General features: G+C 41.8%; 21 protein-coding genes. 6 read left to right on the plus strand and 15 right to left on the minus strand.

Annotated features, from left to right (window positions below):
- Positions 1-106: 106 nt before the first annotated feature.
- From PCC7418_RS04125 to PCC7418_RS04150, 6 genes are all read right to left on the minus strand, one after another.
- Positions 107-3,391, minus strand: a complete 3,285-nt coding sequence (locus tag PCC7418_RS04125; RefSeq protein ID WP_015224919.1) for an N-6 DNA methylase — start codon at positions 3,389-3,391, stop codon at positions 107-109.
- Positions 3,392-3,395: 4 nt separating this feature from the next.
- The gene (rbsK, locus tag PCC7418_RS04130) at positions 3,396-4,352 is read right to left on the minus strand and encodes a ribokinase (protein ID WP_015224920.1); all 957 of its coding nucleotides are present in this window, start codon (positions 4,350-4,352) and stop codon (positions 3,396-3,398) included.
- Positions 4,349-4,879 (minus strand): hypothetical protein, encoded by a 531-nt coding sequence (locus PCC7418_RS04135; protein WP_015224921.1) that lies wholly within the window; start codon positions 4,877-4,879, stop codon positions 4,349-4,351. The genes rbsK and PCC7418_RS04135 overlap by 4 nt, the downstream gene beginning before the upstream one ends.
- A gap of 27 nt (positions 4,880-4,906) precedes the next feature.
- A complete protein-coding gene (gene cobU / locus PCC7418_RS04140) occupies positions 4,907-5,470 on the minus strand; it encodes a bifunctional adenosylcobinamide kinase/adenosylcobinamide-phosphate guanylyltransferase (RefSeq protein ID WP_015224922.1) in 564 nt (187 codons plus the stop codon).
- A gap of 282 nt (positions 5,471-5,752) precedes the next feature.
- Positions 5,753-6,964, minus strand: a complete 1,212-nt coding sequence (locus PCC7418_RS04145; RefSeq protein ID WP_015224923.1) for an RNA-guided endonuclease TnpB family protein — start codon at positions 6,962-6,964, stop codon at positions 5,753-5,755.
- Positions 6,936-7,520 carry an IS607 family transposase gene (locus PCC7418_RS04150; protein WP_015224924.1) on the minus strand — a complete coding sequence of 195 codons (585 nt, stop codon included), beginning with the start codon at positions 7,518-7,520 and terminating at the stop codon, positions 6,936-6,938. The genes PCC7418_RS04145 and PCC7418_RS04150 overlap by 29 nt, the downstream gene beginning before the upstream one ends.
- 486 nt (positions 7,521-8,006) lie before the next feature.
- Between PCC7418_RS04150 and PCC7418_RS04155 the strand changes: the two genes are divergently transcribed.
- The 4 genes from PCC7418_RS04155 (at position 8,007) to pth (ending at position 12,291) form a co-directional block, all read left to right on the plus strand.
- On the plus strand, positions 8,007-9,515 hold the full coding sequence (locus PCC7418_RS04155; protein ID WP_015224925.1) for a cryptochrome/photolyase family protein: 1,509 nt from the start codon (positions 8,007-8,009) through the stop codon (positions 9,513-9,515).
- A gap of 529 nt (positions 9,516-10,044) precedes the next feature.
- Entirely contained in the window at positions 10,045-10,260 is a 216-nt protein-coding gene (locus PCC7418_RS04160; protein ID WP_015224926.1) for a DUF2811 domain-containing protein, read from the plus strand.
- Positions 10,261-10,290: 30 nt separating this feature from the next.
- Positions 10,291-11,691: a protoporphyrinogen oxidase gene (gene hemG / locus PCC7418_RS04165; RefSeq protein ID WP_015224927.1), complete on the plus strand. Its 1,401-nt coding sequence runs from the start codon at positions 10,291-10,293 to the stop codon at positions 11,689-11,691.
- Between the two features lie 18 nt (positions 11,692-11,709).
- Entirely contained in the window at positions 11,710-12,291 is a 582-nt protein-coding gene (pth, locus tag PCC7418_RS04170) for an aminoacyl-tRNA hydrolase (protein ID WP_015224928.1), read from the plus strand.
- Positions 12,292-12,359: 68 nt separating this feature from the next.
- On the opposite strand, the gene tadA is transcribed toward pth, so the two are convergent.
- The 3 genes from tadA to rpsD all read right to left on the minus strand — a co-directional run bounded on the left by tadA (position 12,360) and on the right by rpsD (position 13,847).
- On the minus strand, positions 12,360-12,848 hold the full coding sequence (gene tadA / locus PCC7418_RS04175) for a tRNA adenosine(34) deaminase TadA (protein ID WP_015224929.1): 489 nt from the start codon (positions 12,846-12,848) through the stop codon (positions 12,360-12,362).
- The gene (grxC, locus tag PCC7418_RS04180) at positions 12,835-13,158 is read right to left on the minus strand and encodes a glutaredoxin 3 (protein WP_015224930.1); all 324 of its coding nucleotides are present in this window, start codon (positions 13,156-13,158) and stop codon (positions 12,835-12,837) included. The genes tadA and grxC overlap by 14 nt, the downstream gene beginning before the upstream one ends.
- A gap of 80 nt (positions 13,159-13,238) precedes the next feature.
- The gene (rpsD, locus tag PCC7418_RS04185; RefSeq protein WP_015224931.1) at positions 13,239-13,847 is read right to left on the minus strand and encodes a 30S ribosomal protein S4; all 609 of its coding nucleotides are present in this window, start codon (positions 13,845-13,847) and stop codon (positions 13,239-13,241) included.
- Between the two features lie 113 nt (positions 13,848-13,960).
- Between rpsD and PCC7418_RS04190 the strand changes: the two genes are divergently transcribed.
- Positions 13,961-14,740: an S-adenosyl-l-methionine hydroxide adenosyltransferase family protein gene (locus PCC7418_RS04190; protein ID WP_015224932.1), complete on the plus strand. Its 780-nt coding sequence runs from the start codon at positions 13,961-13,963 to the stop codon at positions 14,738-14,740.
- 4 nt (positions 14,741-14,744) lie between these two features.
- On the opposite strand, the gene PCC7418_RS04195 is transcribed toward PCC7418_RS04190, so the two are convergent.
- The 6 genes from PCC7418_RS04195 to PCC7418_RS04220 form a co-directional block, all read right to left on the minus strand.
- Positions 14,745-16,607 (minus strand): serine/threonine-protein kinase, encoded by a 1,863-nt coding sequence (locus PCC7418_RS04195; RefSeq protein ID WP_015224933.1) that lies wholly within the window; start codon positions 16,605-16,607, stop codon positions 14,745-14,747.
- A gap of 104 nt (positions 16,608-16,711) precedes the next feature.
- Positions 16,712-16,951, minus strand: a complete 240-nt coding sequence (locus PCC7418_RS04200; RefSeq protein ID WP_015224934.1) for a hypothetical protein — start codon at positions 16,949-16,951, stop codon at positions 16,712-16,714.
- Positions 16,952-17,087: 136 nt separating this feature from the next.
- Positions 17,088-17,723 (minus strand): Uma2 family endonuclease, encoded by a 636-nt coding sequence (locus PCC7418_RS04205; RefSeq protein WP_015224935.1) that lies wholly within the window; start codon positions 17,721-17,723, stop codon positions 17,088-17,090.
- A 115-nt stretch (positions 17,724-17,838) separates the two neighbouring features.
- Positions 17,839-18,486, minus strand: coding sequence for a Uma2 family endonuclease (locus PCC7418_RS04210; RefSeq protein WP_015224936.1), 648 nt, complete (start codon positions 18,484-18,486; stop codon positions 17,839-17,841).
- 64 nt (positions 18,487-18,550) lie between these two features.
- Positions 18,551-18,988: a VOC family protein gene (locus PCC7418_RS04215; protein ID WP_015224937.1), complete on the minus strand. Its 438-nt coding sequence runs from the start codon at positions 18,986-18,988 to the stop codon at positions 18,551-18,553.
- A gap of 99 nt (positions 18,989-19,087) precedes the next feature.
- Positions 19,088-19,594 (minus strand): TIGR02652 family protein, encoded by a 507-nt coding sequence (locus PCC7418_RS04220; RefSeq protein WP_015224938.1) that lies wholly within the window; start codon positions 19,592-19,594, stop codon positions 19,088-19,090.
- A 145-nt stretch (positions 19,595-19,739) separates the two neighbouring features.
- Here PCC7418_RS04220 and PCC7418_RS04225 point away from each other — a divergent pair, with 145 nt between their 5' ends.
- Positions 19,740-20,759: a S1 family peptidase gene (locus tag PCC7418_RS04225; RefSeq protein WP_015224939.1), complete on the plus strand. Its 1,020-nt coding sequence runs from the start codon at positions 19,740-19,742 to the stop codon at positions 20,757-20,759.
- Positions 20,760-20,761: the final 2 nt, after the last annotated feature.

Below are 20,761 nucleotides of genomic sequence, written 5' to 3' on the forward strand. Positions count from 1 at the left end.
TTCCCGACGCAGCTATCAATCATCAGCATTGTCGTCATCAAGTCAGCCAAGTGACAATTGCTGCGCTTATACATCAACTCAGTCTAAAAATCAAGATCTCTCACTACTATTGAAAGCGATCTGCGGTGTAGGCTTTGATCGGTCTTGTCCTTACGGTGTCCCAAGGATAGCGAGGTTGGAGTTGATTGAGTGGAAAGTTAGAGAGTCGATAGTTAATATGGGCTTTTTCCGCATCACTTAAGCCGAACATCTCATAAACAGCGTTGTCGATTTTATCGAGTACAGCTAAAAAGTCAGATTCCACTTGCTGAAAGTTAGCAATGCGCTGTCGGTATTCTTCCATTAATGCAGAGTAGTCTAGAGGAATCAGCAGTTTTTGGATCGTTTTCTTGCCAATTTTTGTTTCCTCATCACCGATTAAAGTCAGTAACTTATAAACGAGTGCTGCGAGATCAGAATCTACTAATGCAAATGAAAACAAATCTGCTTGAATGAAATTATCATTCACTGTTAGTTCCTGAACTGTAACATCATTGGTTGTCCAATTTGAGAAGTTTAAACCTAAAGCGCGATCGGAGAGTTTATAAGGCTTTTGCTGGTCAATTCTAGTTTCTACTTCTGACAGTAGCCATTCATCAGGATTATTTTTGGCGACAGTGGCTAATCGGGCTAACTCATTGTAGTTATCAGTCAGTTGCTGTTCAATTTCAGGATCAAGATGTTTCACCCAAGGAAGGGCTTCTAAGGTTCGGGGATAAATATGAGCACCTCCTCCAGGAAGAACACCACTTCGTAAGCGAATCAACCAGTAATAACGAACCAACTTACTATTTAAATAAGCGGTCACTGCTTCTGCTGTAGGGGAATTAGACTTTGGTAATGCTACTACAACTGAATTGATTGCAGCGTAATGATTTCCTTGAACAAGAGATGCAAAAGGAGCTTGACCTAATTCTGAAATTGCAATAAAACAATGATGAGTTTGCTCGCCCCATAAACTTAACTTTCCATAAGGTCTTTCTCTGACTGTATCAAGATTAACCCATCCATCTCCTTCTCCTGACCAACCGACAGCGATACTGCGTCCCCCAATCACTTGGACACAATTATCGCCTGTGGGTTCAGAAGTCACTTCTGCACCTCCGCGCTGAATTCCATAGGTAAACCAAAAAGGGCGATTGTTACGACTAATTTGCTGAGAAACGGCTTCTTTCAGTTCAACAATATTGCTCTCTTGTCCATTATTGCCATTGGGATATAGTTTTTTCAAAATCGGTATATCTTTTTGATCGAGTAGGGGTAAAAGATAGTTTCCCCATAAACCTTCTCTGGTATTGCTCGGGTCAATTTTAGTTACTCTGGGATTAATTTTGGCATCGAAAAAGTCTTTATATTGAACAGTTGCTGGTTGTTCATCACTGGGCCAAGTAGAGGGGATATATAATTCTATTTCATCATTATCTTGTGCAGGAGTCCGTTCGATTACCAGTAACATCGGAATAACACTAGCATCCCAAAGTTGACCTGCAAACTCTAACCAAACCAATTTTCTCAGAGCAGCAGTTCCGTGTGGATAAAGCAATTTCCAGACTTTAGCAGCAGCTTCGGAATTGGCATATCCGCCACTAACTACCATTCCTAAAAAACCGCCTGATTCTAGAGACTCGGTTAAAGCGCGATAGAGAAAAACTAACCCAGTGTCAGCATTTTGTCCCCAAATTTGATGCCATAGCCCCTTCATTTCTTCATTGTATTTAACTCGCTCAGCGCGAATATAGGGCGGATTACCAACGATATATTTCCATTGTTGAGTATCTCGTTCAATTGAACCAGGGGATAAGTATTCTTCACCCAGTAAAGGCACTAAATCAGCATCACGGAGAAGGCTATTTAAGTTATACACTTGAATAGTAGGCGGTTTTTTAGTGGGCTGAAAACGAAGAAATGCCCAAAGGATTTGAAAATGACTAATAAAGGCAGCAAATGGGTTGAGATCAAAGCCCCAAACCATTTCTTGTAACTCTTGCAAAACTACGTCTTGATCTAATCCTCTGCTTCTAGCATCTTCTAAGCAACGATGGACATAACGCACCAAGAATGACCCACTCCCACAAGCAGGATCAAGTAATTTACCTGGTTCATGACTGAATACTGTCTGATCTAAAAGCCAGTTGACGATGGAAGCAGGGGTATAAAATTCTCCCAACCGTTTCCGTTTCGCAGGGGGTAGAAAAGACTGATAGATATCGCCTAAAATTTCTTCCGACAAGCCTGAAAAATCATAAGCATTCAATCGTAAAATTAAACGTTGCAATGCTTCATCAAGCATTCCATTGGCATGATATAACCAGTCAAATAAATTATTCTCAAGGGGGTCTTGATAAATTCGTCCCACATCTTCGGCAACGAGGCGCACCAAAGCGCGAGCATCTCCAGTTAACTGCTCCACAAATTTTGCCCAATCTTGTGGTCCCCCATTGGATAAGCGCCGTTTTTTTGCTAATTCTAAGTCTTCAATTAAGCGGAGAAATAAAACTCGGGCAACTAATACAGCAACGGAATCAGCAATAAAGGCTTCACGGATTCTTTGTTGGGTTTCCTTATGATTTTTGGCACTAACTTCTCGTCCATACTGGTCTTCAAATTGAGGAAGAATTTCATTAAAGAGATAACGTTCAAAGTTAAACTGACTTTTGATGCGGTTTAAAGCCCGACGCTGTGCATCTCCTGTATCAACTAAATTACGATTTATTTCCTGTTCCTTAGTTTGATATTCTTTATATTGTTCGAGTAAATTTATAATTGCATTATTGCCAGCTTCAGTTAATTCAGAAAAACTGGTTTGTAACTCTTTTTGTAATTGATTTTGAGTATTAGAATCATCTAGCTTTAAGTAAGCAAAAGGGAGTTGACCTGCAATAAAAGTTTCCCATTGCTGTGAGTGTTGGGCTTTTTCATAGGATAAAAATTGCAGTTTTGCTTTCAGGTCATCGAGATTAAATTCCGATAAATTTAGGGGGGTTTCTAATTCTGGAATTGCTTCCCCTGTTGGCAAAATGACCCAAAGATAATTAGCGGTTAAAAACAAAACATAGCGAGTTAAGCCATCAATATATTTACGCTTCTGATTCCATAGATTTCTCCGTCCTCTTTCTGTGGTTAATTCTGTGTCGTCTTTCTTTAAATCGCCAACCACCCAAGCTATTTTTTCAGGGGTTAGAAGTTTTAGATCAGGATAACCGCCACCTGCTTTATCTTCAGTAACAACCTTATCTTTGGGATAATCCAATAATTTTGCTAAAAAGTCTCTAACATCTGGATTATAAGATCGTTCGGGTTGATCCCAACTGAGATTAAGCCATTTATTTAAAGGATTGGATTGAGTTACCATGCTTCTATAGCAGTTCTAAATCTGGTTTCCAGCCGACACGCTCCCCTAAAAATTTATATAATCTTTCATAATTGGGTAATGCCGATTGCGCCCCTGCTTTCGTTACGGTTAAAGCCCCCGCAGCCGAACCGCAAATAATTGATCGTTGGAGATTCATTCCACCACATAAGGCGACCGCTAAACCGCCATTAAACGCATCCCCAGCAGCAACAGTGTCAATAATCGGTTCGATATCAAAGGCGGGAACAAAAAAGCTCTCTTCTCCGTGAGCGCAATATACTCCTTGTTTCCCCAAGGTAATCATGACTGTGTTAACGCCTTGACTTTGTAATTGAGTTGCAGCTTGTTGGGCGGAGTCGGTATCGGTAACAGGAAAACCCACTAGTATTTCTGCTTCTAGGGCGTTGGGGGTAATAATATCAATATTGCTATACAGGGGGAAGGGCAATTCTTGAGCAGGGGCGGGATCTAAAATCACTTTAATACCCAGCGATCGCGCTAACTCTGCAGCAGCCCCAACTACCGCAATGGGAATTTCTAACTGCATTAATAAAAATTGGGCTCCTTCTAAGTGCGGGCGCAACCGTTCCACATCCGATTCATCTAAGTTTCCATTCGCTTCTGGAATGACAATAATTTGATTTTCTCCCTGCTCATTGACTGTAATCATCGCAACGCCAGTGTGAGCGGATTCTTCAACTAAAACCCCTGTCGTATCAACGTCATTGTCTTGTAAGGATTGAAGGAGCGTTTCACCAAAGCTATCTTTTCCCACACGCCCCACCATCCGACACGGAATCCCTAAGCGAGACACCGCGATCGCCTGATTTGCCCCTTTTCCCCCTGGAATCATCTGAAACTTGTCTCCAGTAATCGTTTCTCCTGCTAAAGGTAAACGGGAGGTTTTAGCTAAGAGATCCATATTCAGACTACCGAAGACAACAATATGAGACTGGTTCATTGTTCCATGTAATTTTCTTGATAAGAATAATCTGTTTCTGAGGAGTTTGGTTTCGGGAAGTTGGGAGAATGTTGTTGAGTTCTTTCTAGACAGGTGCGAATCTGATCAAGGTGATCAGTATTGAGAACCCGATTAGAAATTCCATGTAAATGTTGTTGGTTATTGACGGGAAGGTGAGGTTGCGGTAAGTCATCGTTGGGCCAATTTTCTAAATCCACACAAGGACAGGGCCCCGTTTTTACCCCTGAGTTTTTAAGCGGGATCGGCATTTGACAACGGGCGCAGGGTTCAAGATCCCAATCGGAACTGAGTAATTCTTCCACAGTTTGATCTGTTCCTTGTAAGTAACAATGACCACTTTCAGGGGCAAGAATTTCTTGCCAACACTGTTCAAATTCCGAGGAAAACCGATCGCGCTCGATGACCAATTCGGGTTTTCTCACTGCTTGACCATTATGAATATAAACGACTTTTCCCACCAAAAACCAATAGGCGAGATATTGTTTAACTTGTTCTTGCGATGCCATGTTTAAGACTCCAAATTTGGACTGACGTTAGATTGAGTTAAGGGGTTGACCGATTTGATTCAAGGGTAAAGCATAACCGCCCGTCACCAAGTAAACTTCTGTTGCGATTTCACCCACGCGACGGGTTAAATTTCCCAATCGATCGCGAAACATTCGTCCACTTTTATACGCTGGAATCACCCCCCATCCCGTTTCTTCTCCCACTAAAATCACCTCAGCCGATGTATTTTTAAGACTCTCTAAAAACTCAGTTACGGTTTTTTCCCACACTAGATCATCCGCATCCAAACGATTCGCAACCCACGTTCCGAGAGAATCAATTAATAAGCAATTCTGACCAGTTTCTTGGTTCAGATAGTCGGCTAAGGCGGTGGGAATTTCTGCGGTTGACCAAGACGGCGGACGACGGGAAGCGTGTTTTTGGATTTTTTCTTGCCATGCTGGATCATCAGCCTGCGCGATCGCGGTGGCAATATAGGTAACAGGCTTTGCTGAGGCTTTTGCCAATTTTTCCGCCCATTCACTTTTACCAGAACTCGCGGGTCCGACAACGAGAATCACACTTCCTTGCTTATCTTTTTGAGTTTCCACTTTTTCTATCCTAACTGTTTTGATCACACATCTCAAAATCTAAAATATAGTAATTAGTTCTGCATATAGCAGTTCTAATTTAGGTTTCCAACGGGGGCAAAGGAGGGACAATTTAGGATTGCTATACTGTACAGCAGTTCTAATTCATTCGTAAAAACTTGATTAATCGATCTTTAGATTGGAACTCTTCGAGGCTGGGACGCTGAAGGAAAAATCAAGTCAATCCCTAGTTAGTCGTTAGTACCATTCACCCATAGTTACCAATTTTGTAGACAAATCTACTCAGGCTTTGTAAGGCTTAAACCTTACTGGGCTAACTACAAGCCTCTCTATTGGTTTTCCATCAAAGACGGAGTCACCAACTACTTTTCTCATTATGTTTAATGCGCCGTTGAGATCGGCGTTAATCTTTTTACCAAGTGAGGACTTAAATAATCCTCTTTTAACTCTCCGTCCCTTATAGCTAGAATGTTTTTTTATTGGCTCTAAGTCTAAAAAGCTACATTTTGAAGTGTAACTTTCTTCTGTTATAGTGACTTTAATTCCAACTAGTTTTGCTTTATAAGTTAGTTGGTCGATCAATCTAGCATGAGGTACTTGAGTAAAATTTTGGTTATTGCGTTTTCCAATTCCTATTGACTGTTTCCAATTCTCATTTTTCCCAATTATTAAGTGAGTAACACCACGCTCTAGTAGTTTATCGATAATAAATCTACTAGCTGTATGGAGGTAATAATCCATTTTATTATTGCGCTTTTGTGTTAATCCCTCTATTTGATTAGAAGTGAATTGGTTTTCTGTTAATAGAGATTGAAGTTTTGCTCTTCTCTTGTTGTAATATTGATTACATGATTTGATAGCTTTTCCATCAACAATAAAAGGTTTAAAGTCAAAGTCATTACTCGCAACTGTTGCTAAGTTATCAAGACCAATATCTATTGACGCTATCTTTCCTTGACATTGTTGTTCTGGCAGAATATCTACTGTATAGATTGCTTCAACAGCATAACAATTTCCTTTAGGAATAATCCTTACTTCCTCAACCTTTCTTAAGTTAGTAGGAACTTTTAATGATAGTCCACTTGGTTTTAAGTAACCCTTTTGCAACCATTTTCTAGAGAACGCTTGACAATTATATGTTAAAACATTTCTGCCATCAATTTTTTTCTTATATTTTGGTAACTTTGGCTTACTAAAGAATTTACTAGGGTCAATATTGTAAGCTTTTATTGCTTCAAAGTACGAATCAAAGCATCTTATAACTTGCTTTATTACTAACTGAGCAACTTTAGAAGGTAAAGCTTTGTAGTCTTTTCCAGCTTTTAATTTGTGGTCTAGCTGATTGTAACTAGGAACAGGCTGATTACTGAAGAAAGCCTGACGACAAATATAAACAGCACTATTAAAAAGATTTTTAGAAGCGAAAGAAGCTTCATCAATTTCCTTAAATTTTCTATGCGTCTTTTTAATTAGATGTTTTTGAACTTGTCTCATTCTCACTCAAACATTTGACTATGCACTCCGTTTTTCTTTTTCGCATTCTTAATCCGTATATTCGAGCGCAAAAAGAAGTAATAATGCTTATCAAGTCTTGCCTTATATCTTCTGTTTCTTCTTCGCAAAGATTTACTACTTCTATGAACTTTCCTTGTTTATTGAGTAAAGTTTCTAAGTAATTAAATCCTACTCTTGTTAATCTATCTTTATGTTCAACAACAATTAAATGATAGTCATCTTGGTTTAATAATTTCGATAACTTCCTGCGTTTGTCGTTGACACCACTTCCTATCTCCTTTACTACCTTGTTGACTTGATATCCTTTTGCTTCACAATAATGGACGAGTCTTTTTGCCTGAGATTCTAGATTATCTTTATTTTCAGCGCTAGAGACCCGAGCATAGATGACAACTCCTTTAGTTGGAGAAGGGGAGTTTTCTAGGATTATTGTCCCAGTTGACAACTGATAGCCTTGCAACTCTCCTCTTTTCCACATTCGGTGAGCAGTTCGATAACTTATCCCTTTTTCTTTTGCATATGTTGAAAGTTTCATCTGTCTATTATAGACTATGAATGTCTATATTTGCAACGAAGTTAAATCATACCAAGAATTTCAGCTTTAGTGTTGGCAAAATCAAAAAACCGTGTTAGATTGATGCAAGGTTGTTAATCAAATAACCGTTTAGGGAGAAAGGAGGTGATGCCCATGATTGAAAGTAGTAAACGCATGGGTCACCTGATTGGAGTATGCCGGCTGTGTGCCGGGGCTGTTCTCTAATAGTCAGTTCCCTCCTCCCTTGAGAGGAGAAATTGGCTGTACGAGTTCCTCTCGGCAGTCAGGTTTCAATCAGATGTGACCCGCTACACCGCTCTTGCCACTGAGTGTTCATTCACTCCCCAGCAAGAGCGGATAGTTTTTTAAAAGTCATTAGTCATTAGTCATTAGTCATTAGTCATTTGTTCGTTGTTCATGGTTATTTGGTAACTGGTGACTGATAACTAATTACTCGTATCCCTCAACGATTAAGAAACGCTATAAATGATCGGAATTTGGATTTTAGGAACACAACTTTCTTTGGAAAACGCTGCACTCAAAAGTTGTGAAACAGAAAAACAAAAGACTCCGATCATTATGATTGAGTCTCAGGAATACGCAGCCCAACGACGATATCATCAACAAAAATTAGTTCTGGTATGGTCAGCAATGCGCCATTTTGCAGCAACGCTACAAGCTGAGGGGTGGAATATTACCTACGAGATCGCGACAGACTTTATCACTCCCCTTCAAACTTGGATCGAAACCCATCAAATTACAGAGTTGCGCGTAATGAATCCCAACGATCGCGCATTTTCTGCTTTCATCCAACAGTTAGAGTTAGGGTGTGAAATTTCTATCCTTCCAGATAACCATTTTCTATGGTCAACCGCAGATTTTCAAGATTGGGCGAACAACCGTAAACGCATCTTGATGGAAGACTTCTATCGAGAAGGGCGCAAGCGGTTTCAGGTTTTAGTGGAAGGGAAAAAGCCTGTTGGCGGAAGTTGGAATTTTGATCAAGACAATCGTAAACCCCCGAAAAAGAATTTAGCACCGCCTGATCCACTGAGTTTCCCTCCTGATGCGATGACGCAAGCAGTGATAGAAGAAGTGAAAGCCCTCTCTTTCCCGACTTATGGCGAAATTGATCACTTTAATTGGGGAGTCACACGAGAAGACGCACAACAAGTTTTAGCGAATTTTATTGAAAGAGACTTACCTAATTTTGGCACGTATCAAGATGCAATGATAACGGGAGAGAAGACAATGTGGCATTCTTTGCTCTCTCCTTATCTTAATTTAGGCTTACTCCACCCTTGGGAAGTTATTTCTGCGGTAGAAAACGCCTACTATGAGCATAATCTCCCTCTGAATAGTGTCGAAGGCTTAATTCGGCAAATTTTAGGCTGGCGAGAATTTTTACACGGGATTTATCACTGGGTTGCTGAAGACTATGGACAAGGAAATTGGTTTAATCATAACCAACCCTTACCTGAGTTTTTCTGGGATAGCAGTCAAACGGATCTGACTTGCTTAAAAGAAGTATTGCAGCAAGTGGAAACGACGGGATATGCTCATCATATTCAACGCTTGATGGTATTAAGCAATTTTGCCCTGATTGTCGGCGTTTCTCCTCAGAGTCTAAAAGAGTGGTTTCATTCTGCGTTTATTGATGCCTATGATTGGGTAATGGAAACCAATGTCATAGGTATGGGACAATTTGCTGATGGTGGGGTCTTCGCTTCTAAACCCTATGCTTCTTCTGCGAATTATGTTAACAAGATGAGCGATTACTGTGAGCATTGCTGTTATAATCCTCGGCAGCGATCGCGCGATTCTGCTTGTCCGTTTAATTTTTTCTATTGGGATTTTATAGAACGACAGCGTGATCAACTGCAATCTTTAGGGCGGATGAATTTAGTTTTGGCGAATTTACGGAAAATTGATCCTGAGGAGTTGGCGCAAATGCAGGCTTTAGCAGAGGCTTGGCGAGAAAAACATCGGCTTTAATGTCAAAGCAGAGGTTAAGGGAGAGGAAAGTTTGCAATTCTTATCTTAAACGTTTGTTTTCCACCACACATTCCCCAGTTTTTCCACAGCTTTTTCCCGAGTTTTCCACAGGTTATCCTAAGTTTTCCACAGATGCTAACGGCAGAATCAAAGCTAGAGGCGACTTAAGATTCCCTTGGGGATTGAGGGACTTGATTGGGTACACACTGAGTTTATGTAAAGCTCTGTAAATAAAAAGAGGCTGAACATCGCTTAATGTCGTTAAAGTTTAGGGATGATCCATGAAAATGTTACATTTCTCAGCATTGACAATCTGCCCCCCTTTTAGACGACAATAGAGCGACTAGGCAAAACAACCAAGCCTGATTTTTCCCAAGGGAAGAGATCAGAATTGGGATGGGTGCTCTGTGGGCTAACTGTCAGCGCAAACGCGTTCCGTTTTGGAAGGCGTAATCTGCGACTTTAAAATTAGCTCACCAACCCGTCACCGCTAAGGAACAGCCCATGATGATTGGAGGGTCAAGTCGCTGTGAAAACGAACGTTAACCTTTCGACAGAGATTCCGCAAGAATTGCATGAGTCTTTACAACGCTATCTGGATGAACATCCGACTTGGGATCAAGACCGAGTGTTAGCTGCTGCGTTATCCCTGTTTTTACTACAAAATAGCCAAAATAAAATTAAGCAGAGTTCGCAAACGTATCGCAGTTGCGCTCAGGTTTATTTAGAAACCCTATTTCAGTAGAATAGTGCTGTGATGTATTTTGAGGGGACAATGATAGATACTTTAATTGTGGGAGCAGGGATTAGTGGTTTAAGTGCTGCGTATCGACTCGATGAGAAGCAGCGCCAAGTGCTGGTTGCAGAAAAGCGCGATCGCGCTGGGGGAAATATCACCAGCCAACAAAGTGGCGATTTCCTCTGGGAAGAAGGACCGAACAGTTTTTCTCCCACACCAGAACTCCTAAAACTAGCGGTTGATGCGGGCTTAAGAAATGAGTTAATCTTTGCTGATCGCGGACTTCCCCGTTATGTTTATTGGGAGGGGAAACTGCGCCCTGTTCCTATGAGTCCCCCCACAGCCGTGACATCCCAGTTGCTGAGTCCAATCGGGAAACTACGGGCGTTAACGGGTGCATTAGGCTTTATTCCCCCGCAAGTGTCGAGTCAGGAAGAAACGGTTGCGGACTTTTTTACCCGTCATCTCGGTTCAGAAGTAGCCCAACGGTTAGTGAGTCCGTTTGTGTCTGGGGTTTATGCAGGGGATGTGGATCAACTCAGTGCGGAAGCTGCATTTGGACGAGTTACCCAACTGGCGGATGTGGGCGGTGGACTGGTCGCAGGTGCGATTTTATGTCGTCGTCAAAAGCCAAAGTCAACCCCAAAAACGGCTAAACCGTCTGATATTCCAGAAACAAAGTCTGGACAGTTAGGTTCATTTAAGGAAGGATTACAACAATTACCCAGCGCGATCGTTTCTCAACTGGGAGACAAAGTAAAGTTTCAATGGGAACTGAAAAATATCTCCCCTCATCCAGAATCGGGTTACGTCGCGACATTTTCCACACCAGAGGGAGAACAAACAGTCGAAGCCAAAACCGTTATCCTCACCACTCCCGCCTACGTTACCGCCTCTCTGGTCAAAGATTTATCACCTCAAGCCAGTCAAGCCTTAAACGAAATTTCCTATCCCCCCGTAGCTTGTGTGGTCTTAGCCTATCCCGATGAAGCCCTCCGTTTTCCCCTCAAAGGATTTGGTAATCTTAACCCTCGCAGTCAAGGAATCCGCACTCTTGGTACAATTTGGAGTTCAACACTCTTTCCAGGACGCACGCCGAAAGGTTGGCATCTCTTAACCAATTTTATTGGCGGTGCAACTGATCCCGCAATTGCTGAACTCAGTGAAGATCAAATTATTGAACAAGTCCATCAAGACTTACAACAAGCGGTGATTAAATCGGGAAGTATCCCGAAACCCTTAGCCGTTCATTTGTGGTCAAAAGCGATTCCGCAATACAATCTCGGACATCTGAAACGGTTAGAAACCATCCGCAATCACTTAAAACCCTTCTCTGGACTCTTTTTATCGAGTAACTATCTCGATGGCGTTGCGTTGGGTGATTGTGTGCGCCGAGGGGAAGAGAGTAGTCAAGCCGTGTTAGATTATTTGGGTTAAGGCACGCTTAGAAAAAGAATGTCAGAGATCAAGTTAATCGTTGGCTTAGGGAATCCTGGAGAAAAATACGACAAAACCCGCCACAATATCGGCTTTGATGTGGTTGATCGCTTAGCAAAAGATTGGCAACTGGACTGGCGAGACAATAATCGGTTTAAGGGAGAATACTGTGAAGGTGCAGTCCCTAGAATGGGCAAAATGCGCTTGTTAAAACCGAATACGTATATGAATCATTCAGGACAAGCGGTGCGGGCGGTTTGTGATTGGTATAAGTTTTCTCCTGAATCAGTTTTGATTATTTATGATGATCTTGATCTTCCTGTAGGGCGGTTACGTTTGCGCTTATCGGGGTCTGCGGGGGGACACAATGGTATGAAATCAATTATTTCTCATCTGGGGACAGACAAGTTTCCTCGGTTGCGAATCGGGATTAAAAAAACTGATGGGGCAAAAGATACCATTGGTCATGTCTTAGGGAAGTTTTCTCCTGAAGAACAACCTTATATTGATGAAGCCTTAAAAGTTGCTCCAGAAGTGGTGGAAAAGGCGTTGACCGATGGCTTAGAGAAAGCAATGAGTCTCTATAATGCCCAGAAGTAGTCTTATTGTCACTTTCCAACTCAGACAAGGAGAGTGTCCCAGCGCGATCGCGCATCAGATTAGAAAGTTTAATCTGAAGTTTGATTTCGTTTTTGCTGAAACCAGTGTTGTAACTGCTGACGACAAGCACGGTTTAAAATGCCACCCATGACAGTTAAACGATGGTTTGAGGCTGGACTATCGGGGAGATTAATAACACTACGAATCGCCCCTGTTTTTGGGTCATCTGCGCCATAAATAAGCGTTCCGATCCGCCCTTGAAGAATTGCCCCACTGCACATCGGACAAGGTTCTAAAGTGACATAAAGCGTTAAGTGATTAAGATGCCAATCTGCAACTTGTTGAGCAGCAGCACAAATAGCAATCATTTCCGCATGGGCGGTAGGATCACGATCGCGCTCTTTGCGATTATTCCCTTCTCCGAGAAGGTTACCCTCTTGATCCACTAACACGGCTCCCACAGGGATTTCCCCAGCATTCCCTGCTTCTTCGGCAAGTTTCAGGGCATACTGCATCCAATAACAGTGTTGTTCATAACGCTGGTTATCCCACAGCATCTGCTGGCTGCATCAGGCGTTGATCCAGTTCACCACTTTTGTCAAGGGCATAGAGTTCATCACAGCCCCCAATATGTTCATTATTGATAAAAATTTCAGGAACACTTCGGCGACCATTAGCGCGTTTTGCCATTTCCGCTCTCGCTGCTTCGTCACCGTCAATTTTATATTCCGTAAACTTCACCCCTTTCCAACCCAGTAGCATCTTCGCCCGAATGCAAAACGGACAGGTTTGCCAAGTATAAACCTCAACGTTAGCTTGATAGTTTCCAGGTTGTCTTCCCAATAAAGCAAGAATCGATTTTAGCATGATTGGATATCTTGAATCATCACTTCCATCTTAGCCACCCGATCCCCTCAGCCCCAAGCAAGGGGGAGAGGGACTTGGGGTTAAACTTTTCGGGAGTAGTACTCAACCACAAGGAGTTCGTTAACTTGTAGCGCCACCCATTCCCGTTCAATAATGCCATTGACTTTACCCGTATAGGTGTTTTTGTCAAATTCCAGATGACTGGGAAGGTTGGCTAACCCAGGATATTCCATATTTCTTTCTACCAATTGTCGAGACCGATCGCGATCGCGCACCGCAATCACATCACCAGGACGACACTGATAGCTAGCAATATCCATAACCCGTCCATTCACCAAAATATGACCATGATTGACCAATTGACGGGCTGCGGGGATGGTTCCTGCCATTCCCATGCGGAAAACCGTATTATCTAAACGCATTTCCAGCATTTCTAGGAGGGCGGTTCCCGTTGATCCTGTTGCCCGACGGGCTTTTTTCATATAGCGCATCAACTGTTTTTCTGTGACACCATAGTTGTAGCGCAGTTTTTGTTTTTCTTCGAGACGAATTGCATATTCCGACCGTTTCCGTCGGGCTTGACCATGTTGACCTGGCGGATACGCTTTGCGAGGGCTTTTGCGAGTTAATCCCGGTAAATCCCCTAAACGTCGCGTAACCCGCAGACGAGGACCTCGATATCTAGACATATAGCTTGCACTTAATTGATAATTTTCAAAAAATCCACAGACCCTTTATTATAACAGTAATCAGTGACCAGTGACCAGTTCTTCAGAGGGGGAGAACCCGAAACAAAGAACCAATGATATTAACATTAACGACAGATTTTGGCTTAGAAGATGTTTATGTTGGGGTAATGAAAGGGGTAATTGCGAAGATTAATCCTCACCTCAATCTCATAGATTTAACCCATCAAATTCCACCGCAAAATATTGCTGCGGGACGCTTTTGTTTAATGAATGCAGTGCCTTATTTTTCCAAGAATACGGTTCATGTCGCGGTGGTTGACCCAGGAGTGGGGAGTGAACGAAAAGGCTGCGCGATCGCGCTGGAAAATGGGTATTTAGTCGGTCCTGACAATGGGTTATTCAGTGGAGTTTTAAGTCAGTTTTCAGCCCAAAAAGCAGTTGCTTTAACAAATTCTAACTATTGGCGTGTTGAAGCAGCTAGTAACACCTTTCATGGACGAGATATTTTTGCACCTGTGGGGGCGCATTTAGCCAGTGGTGTCCCTTTAGAAGCATTAGGAGAAACCATTCCTCTTGATCAACTAACTGATGATTCGTTTCCCTCTCCAGAAATAACCTCTAATCAAATCTTGGGGGCGATTCAATACATTGACTATTTTGGCAACTTAATTACCAATATTCCAGGAACTGTTGTCGAGGGAAAAGACTGGTCTGTCACCGTTAACCAGCAAGTAATTCCGAAAGGAAACACCTATAGCAGTTATCCCCCACAGTCTCTTATTGCTTTAATCGGAAGTCATGGTTGGGTGGAAATTGCGATGAATCAGGGGAATGCTGCTGCTGCCCTATCTTTAACCTATGGTAGCGCGATCGCGCTTCAATTTAGCAGTTAGTGGCTCATGATCCAACACATCTGTAGATTCTAATGGTTTCATCTTCACTCCCACTTACCAGATCAACCCCATCAGGACTAAACGCCACCGTAGTGACTGATTCACGATGACGACTCCAGCAATAACGGTGAGGCTTATTTTGAAACAGTGGCGACAGTCTAACCGTTTTGTCACTACTCCCACTGGCTAAATACTGTCCATCAGGACTAAACTGAACTGTATTCACCGCCCACTGATGTCCATGTAATGTTTGCTGAACAGTACGAGTGGCTAAATCCCAAATTTTAATGCTACAGTCCCAATCACCACTTCCACTGGCTAAATACTTACCATCAGGACTAAAATCTAAGCTATGGACGAGATCGCTATGTCCTTCGAGAGAAAACAACGGCTTAAAGGTGTACACTTCCCAAACTTGAATTGTTGTTTCTCCACCCGCCACAGCAAAATACTCCCCATCTGGACTCATCGCCAGTGCTTTCACTTCTCCTTCCCAACTTAAGCGATCTAAAACCCGTCCTGTGTGTAGATTCCATAAAATCACTTCTCCCCCGACACTTCCACTAAGGACAGTATCTTCATAAGGACTAACTGCTAAGGTTTTGACCCCAAAGCGATGTCCTTTCAGAGTTCGCTGTAAGCTATGTGTAGCAAGATTCCAAACTTTAATCGTTTTATCCAAACTTCCACTCACTAGAAACTTTCCATCTGGACTAAATTGAACAATCGTGATCGGTGCCAAATGTTGAGTTAGCTTGCGATGATTATCCCATTCTCCCACTCGCCATAAACGAACACAATTATCTTTTCCCACTAACATTCCCCACTCTGATCCTCCCCCACTCGCCAGCAATAATCCATCGGGACTAAAAGCTAAACTATAAATTGCACCTTTCCCGCTATTGAGTTTAATAACAGGAGAACTATCTGAAGGATTGGGTTTGGGAACAGTAGAAGCAGCAGGAAGAGGAGACAAAACCCCTAAAGCAGATAAAACGTCCTCAGCAGAAGCATATCGTTCTTTGAGGTCAAATGCAGTCATTCCATCCAGAATCGCTGCGAGAGAATCACTAATCGGATTATCTTGACAATAATCTCGCCAAAGAAGTTTGCTTTCTGTGGGATGATACAAGTCAAAAGGAGAAACGCCAGTCAGAAGATGGAGACAAGTTACGCCAAGGCTATAAATATCACTCGCAAAGGTGGGTTTACCATAGACTTGTTCTGGCGCAGCGTAGCCTGGAGAACCAATGATTGTTCCCGTTTTGGCTAAACTACGAAGTGAGGCGAGTTTGGCTGCACCGAAATCCACTAAAATATATTCTGATTCCGTTGCATTACGATGAATGATGTTTTCGGGTTTAATGTCCCGATGAATCACAGCAGCATCCCGCAAATAATTCAACACAGGGAGTAAGCTAGCCAGAAGTCTTCTAATCTCTCGTTCCTCAAATCTTCCCTGCTGGGAGAGTTCTGTTTCTAAGTTATCCCCTGCAATCCATTCTTGAATCAAATATTGATAGGTTTCTTGTTCCAGATGCGCGTATAATTCTGGGATTTGCGGGTGATCTCCTAACTCTTCTAAGCGTTTGGCTTCAGAGTGAAACAATTGAATCGCTTTCTGGGAGTTGAGGATAATCCCTTGTTCTGTTTCAGGAAAAAATTGTTTAATAATGCAGGGACAATGATGCTTGATGTCTTCTCCCAAAAAAGTCCGTCCAAAACGTCCACTTGCAATCAGTTTTTGACCTTGGTATTGTTCCCCAATCAGAAGCAGAAAGCCACAGTTTTGACACTGTTGATGATGAGGGGAATTTTTCGGTTGCGAACAGTACGGATTGAAACAGTAAGCAAGGTCTTGATTCATGACCGTTTATGATTGAGGCTTTCCCTAATTACAAATTATCTCTCATGGTAAGCTATCAGGATCGGCGATCAAGGAAACTTTTCTTCAAGCATTAAATTGATCGGTTAATTATTAATTGTTAATTCCTCCCTCACCCAACGCCGAAACTGTTTCAAAAAAGCCTTATCATCTTCATGTTCCGCTAGAGGAGTCATAATTTCTAAAATACCATTACTATAAGAAATACGGCGCGATCGCGCTTCCCCTAATTCCTCTAAAATCTCCTCTAACTCCGACCAAGAAACATTTTTAATTAAAGCCTGATGTCCTGGGGGAATTTCCCAACGGTTTAATTCGAGTAGCATGATTTGTTCTTTGTTCTTCGTTCTTTGGGATACCAGTTGCACGAACCAACCAAGATATCATTACTGCACTGCGATCGCCTGCTTTCACAGTAGATGAATGTAATTTTGGAAGGCGATATGATAATTTAACTAACACTTAAAATAGCTTTTCAAACTGACGTAAAGCGACACTTGATCCCTCATTCCATCCTAATTCAACATATTTCGGTAAAACTTTTGGAACATCAATTTCAGGAAATAAACCACTGACAGCACTCTCGTGATAACTTTCCCCTTCTAACAGATAAACTGTTAAGATTCCTTGACGATAAATCCATAATTCAGGTACTTTGAGCATCTCATAAGCTCCTAAGTCAGTGATTGAGGTAAGATCAACTTCAATCGCTAAATCAGGGGGTGGATCAACAGTTAGATTAATTTTTTCTTTTCCTAAAATAGCTTGCCGATTTTCGATATAAAAACAGGCATCAGGTTCTACTCCTACCTGCAGTGGTATTTTTAAGGTTATCGGGTCAAAAGATTGCCAGTCCTGCTTGTTTTGACGTAAAAGTGCTTTGACTAAATCTCTGAGGGTATCAATGCGGTTTCCATGACTTGGTAAAGGAGACATCAGACGAATTTCTTGGGTTTTTGAATTAAACGATAGTTTAGGGATTAATTTTTCTTGACGTAGTTGCAGTAAGTGTTCATAATCTTGCCAAGTCTGATCCAAGAAAATCACCGCATCACCTGATGATAAAGTTAAAGTATTTTCACTAATGGTAATGAACATAAGCCAAATTAAAGAATGTTCTTTGTCTTTCCTTATTTGTCCTTCATTTTAGTAACTAATAACTAATTATTAATTATAGAATTTGGGCGAAGCAAACCCTACGAACTCTAAAAATTCAAGAGTTTCTAATAACTTCTTTTACCCAATCTCGAAACTGTTTCATGGTCGCTACTTTTCCTTGATTTTGACCTGCTGCTAAATACTGAGGAATTACTTGTTTTAAAGGAAGCTGAGGAAACTGCAAACTTTCGTCGGATAAGAGATATTGTCCAGATCTTAAGATATTAATTTCTAAATTTGTTCCATCATATCGCCATAATTCGGGAACGCCTAAAAGTTGATAATTATTAAAGCGAGTCCGATTGGTAATATCAATTTCAATCACCAGATCAGGGGGAGGCATCAAATTTAATTCAATCCGTTTTTCCCCGCGAACAATAGCTTCATTTTGAATATAAAAACATTCATCGGGTTCAACAGCTTGACCCATATCTTCTCGTTTGAATGTGGTTGATCCTAAGTTCCAATACTCTTGTTCTAATTCTTCTAAAATAATTCTGATAAAATCACTAATGAATGCTTTACTGTATTCATGTTCGGGAAGAGGAGTCATAATTTCTAAAATACCATTACTATAAGAAATACGGCGCGATCGCGCTTCCCCTAATTCCTCTAAAATCTCCTCTAACTCCGACCAAGAAACATTTTTAATTAAAGCCTGATGTCCTGGGGGAATTTCCCAACGGTTTAATTCGAGTAGCATGATTTGTTCTTTGTTCTTCGTTCTTTGGGATACCAGTTGCACCGATCAACCAAGAAAGGCTATACTAACTATTCTGATTGCGAATTATCTCCAATGGTAAGCCATCGGCATCGGCAATAAACGCCACTTCATAGACGGTTTCCCCAATCATCTGTTGTTGGGGTTCAAATAATACTTTTAAGGGAGAAAATTGGTCTGGGTTCTGTTCTGAGGCTTGTTGAAAGCGCGATCGCGCATTATTTAACCATTCTGGCAAACTTTTCGCATATTCTGTCACATCAAAGGATAAATGATAATATCCCACATAATGTTCATCATGAAACGCATCAGGGGCGGGTTTCGGTTGCGGGATTTGGATTAGTTCCAGACGAGAGTTCCAACCTTTTAACCAACAAGCGAGGGTATAGCCTGTGGTAAAGCGCTCTTGAATTGTAAAACCTAATAATTCGTAAAACGCGATCGCGCGATGAATATCTCCCGTGCGAATAGAAACGTGGTGCATCATTTCTTTAATTAATTATGAATAATTGTTGCGGATTCAGGGGTCATTGCACAAAAAACAACGTGGATACGTTTCCTAGAACGTCTCCCATCAAACGACCTATTCAAATAAGCGGAAATAAGGATAACGAACGGGAACACCAGGTTCTTTTTCTAAATCGAAGTTAATCACGCCCCAACGAGGGTCTTCCACTTCGTCAGGGCTAAAAGCAATTGGTAAACCGTATAATCTTAACTGGTTTTCGGTGCTATCTCCCCAGCGCGATCGATGTTTCTCCAGATAAGAACTCACTAATTCTTGATATCGCTTAGCAATAATCACCCGTGTTGCACGATATCCTTGAGTATATAGCCGATCCAGTGCTTCGTGAATTTCAAAACGAATCCCATCTGGGTGAGTGTGTTGGCGATACCATTGACCTTCCCACATCCGCCAGCATCGTCCAGACTGCAAATGAACCAACTCTTCCGTCTTCGGATCTGCTTCAAACGCCCCATGACGCGAACATAAATACGTATCGGTTAACGTCAGCGCGGGAATCGTTTGACGACAGTGGGGACATTTAATTTCCGCCCCAAAAATTGGGTATTGCAAAGCTGGATCCATACTTTTATATTTTAGTTAAGTGCTACGCCCTCAGCGTTTCTATTATATCGAACCAGAAAGCAACACTCATTGATTCTTACCGCTTGTTAACCCTTTAGCATTCTCGGGGCATCATGAGATTATTCCACTCCGAAACTTTAAAGATATGCGTTTCATCAATTTTACCCTCGCAGGAGTCACCTTTTTTTTCTTAGCAGCAGGAGAAGTCGCCAGCGCGATCGTTGTTTCAGGTGATCCTAGCGAAGGAGAGAGTACCTTGGGGTCTAGTTTTGACCCCGATGACCCTTACTATGTTGTTCAACCTGGAGAGACTGATCCAATTTCTGGAATTAGCCTTGATGGGGTTGCTGATTTGAGTATTAGCACTAATTCAGGAGGCTTTCGCTGTACTGGTTCGAGGATTGGTAGTAATTTAGTGTTAACTGCTGCTCACTGTGTTACTGATGGTAGCGGAAAGTTAGACGCGAACAGTGTAACAGCTACGTGGGAACTGAGCGGTGGTGATGTTAGTGCAACCTCTCAAAACATTACCTTTCATCCCAATTGGGATGGTAATGTAGGAAACGGATATGATGTGGCTGTCATTGAGACGGCGAACGAGATTGTTAATTCCGTTCCCACCTATGATCTATTTCTAGGGAATAACGAAGGTGGTGTTCATACAAAAGTCGGTTATGGTCGTTCGGGAAATGGTAATGATGGTAGTACCATTGGTTCTGGGACAAAGCGACAAGGACAAAATGTTTACGAGGCTTTTTTGAACGATAGTGATGAAAACCCTGGGATTTTACTCTTTGATTTTGATGACGGAACTGACATCAGAAATAATGATGATTTTTTTGGTAATAGTGGTCTTGGGGTTGGAGTTGCAGAAATCAACTCAGCCCCAGGAGACTCAGGAGGACCGACTTTTGTTGATGGTTTAATTGCTGGGATTACTTCTTTTGGTAGCCGTTTCCATAGCCCTCCCGATATTGACGAAACAGTTAACAGTACCTTTGGTGAAATTTCTGGAGATGCGAGGGTTTCACAATATAGCGATTTTATTTTGAGTTTTGATGATCCGACCCCTGTTCCGTTTGGTATTAATCAATCATTGGGTATCCTATTTTTAGGTGGAATGCTTGCGGGTCGCCAATTACGGAAACATTATAAAAAACAATAACC

This window comes from Halothece sp. PCC 7418, from assembly GCF_000317635.1.
GTDB lineage: Bacteria > Cyanobacteriota > Cyanobacteriia > Cyanobacteriales > Rubidibacteraceae > Halothece.

Coding starts and splice junctions, on each gene's coding strand:
- PCC7418_RS04125 (WP_015224919.1), bottom strand. CDS start 3,391: ATGGTAACTCAATCCAATCCTTTAAATAAATGGCTTAATCTCAGTTGG.
- rbsK (WP_015224920.1), bottom strand. CDS start 4,352: ATGAACCAGTCTCATATTGTTGTCTTCGGTAGTCTGAATATGGATCTC.
- PCC7418_RS04135 (WP_015224921.1), bottom strand. CDS start 4,879: ATGGCATCGCAAGAACAAGTTAAACAATATCTCGCCTATTGGTTTTTG.
- PCC7418_RS04145 (WP_015224923.1), bottom strand. CDS start 6,964: ATGAGACAAGTTCAAAAACATCTAATTAAAAAGACGCATAGAAAATTT.
- PCC7418_RS04150 (WP_015224924.1), bottom strand. CDS start 7,520: ATGAAACTTTCAACATATGCAAAAGAAAAAGGGATAAGTTATCGAACT.
- PCC7418_RS04155 (WP_015224925.1), top strand. CDS start 8,007: ATGATCGGAATTTGGATTTTAGGAACACAACTTTCTTTGGAAAACGCT.
- hemG (WP_015224927.1), top strand. CDS start 10,291: ATGATAGATACTTTAATTGTGGGAGCAGGGATTAGTGGTTTAAGTGCT.
- pth (WP_015224928.1), top strand. CDS start 11,710: ATGTCAGAGATCAAGTTAATCGTTGGCTTAGGGAATCCTGGAGAAAAA.
- tadA (WP_015224929.1), bottom strand. CDS start 12,848: ATGCTGTGGGATAACCAGCGTTATGAACAACACTGTTATTGGATGCAG.
- grxC (WP_015224930.1), bottom strand. CDS start 13,158: ATGCTAAAATCGATTCTTGCTTTATTGGGAAGACAACCTGGAAACTAT.
- rpsD (WP_015224931.1), bottom strand. CDS start 13,847: ATGTCTAGATATCGAGGTCCTCGTCTGCGGGTTACGCGACGTTTAGGG.
- PCC7418_RS04190 (WP_015224932.1), top strand. CDS start 13,961: ATGATATTAACATTAACGACAGATTTTGGCTTAGAAGATGTTTATGTT.
- PCC7418_RS04195 (WP_015224933.1), bottom strand. CDS start 16,607: ATGAATCAAGACCTTGCTTACTGTTTCAATCCGTACTGTTCGCAACCG.
- PCC7418_RS04200 (WP_015224934.1), bottom strand. CDS start 16,951: ATGCTACTCGAATTAAACCGTTGGGAAATTCCCCCAGGACATCAGGCT.
- PCC7418_RS04205 (WP_015224935.1), bottom strand. CDS start 17,723: ATGTTCATTACCATTAGTGAAAATACTTTAACTTTATCATCAGGTGAT.
- PCC7418_RS04210 (WP_015224936.1), bottom strand. CDS start 18,486: ATGCTACTCGAATTAAACCGTTGGGAAATTCCCCCAGGACATCAGGCT.
- PCC7418_RS04215 (WP_015224937.1), bottom strand. CDS start 18,988: ATGCACCACGTTTCTATTCGCACGGGAGATATTCATCGCGCGATCGCG.
- PCC7418_RS04220 (WP_015224938.1), bottom strand. CDS start 19,594: ATGGATCCAGCTTTGCAATACCCAATTTTTGGGGCGGAAATTAAATGT.
- PCC7418_RS04225 (WP_015224939.1), top strand. CDS start 19,740: ATGCGTTTCATCAATTTTACCCTCGCAGGAGTCACCTTTTTTTTCTTA.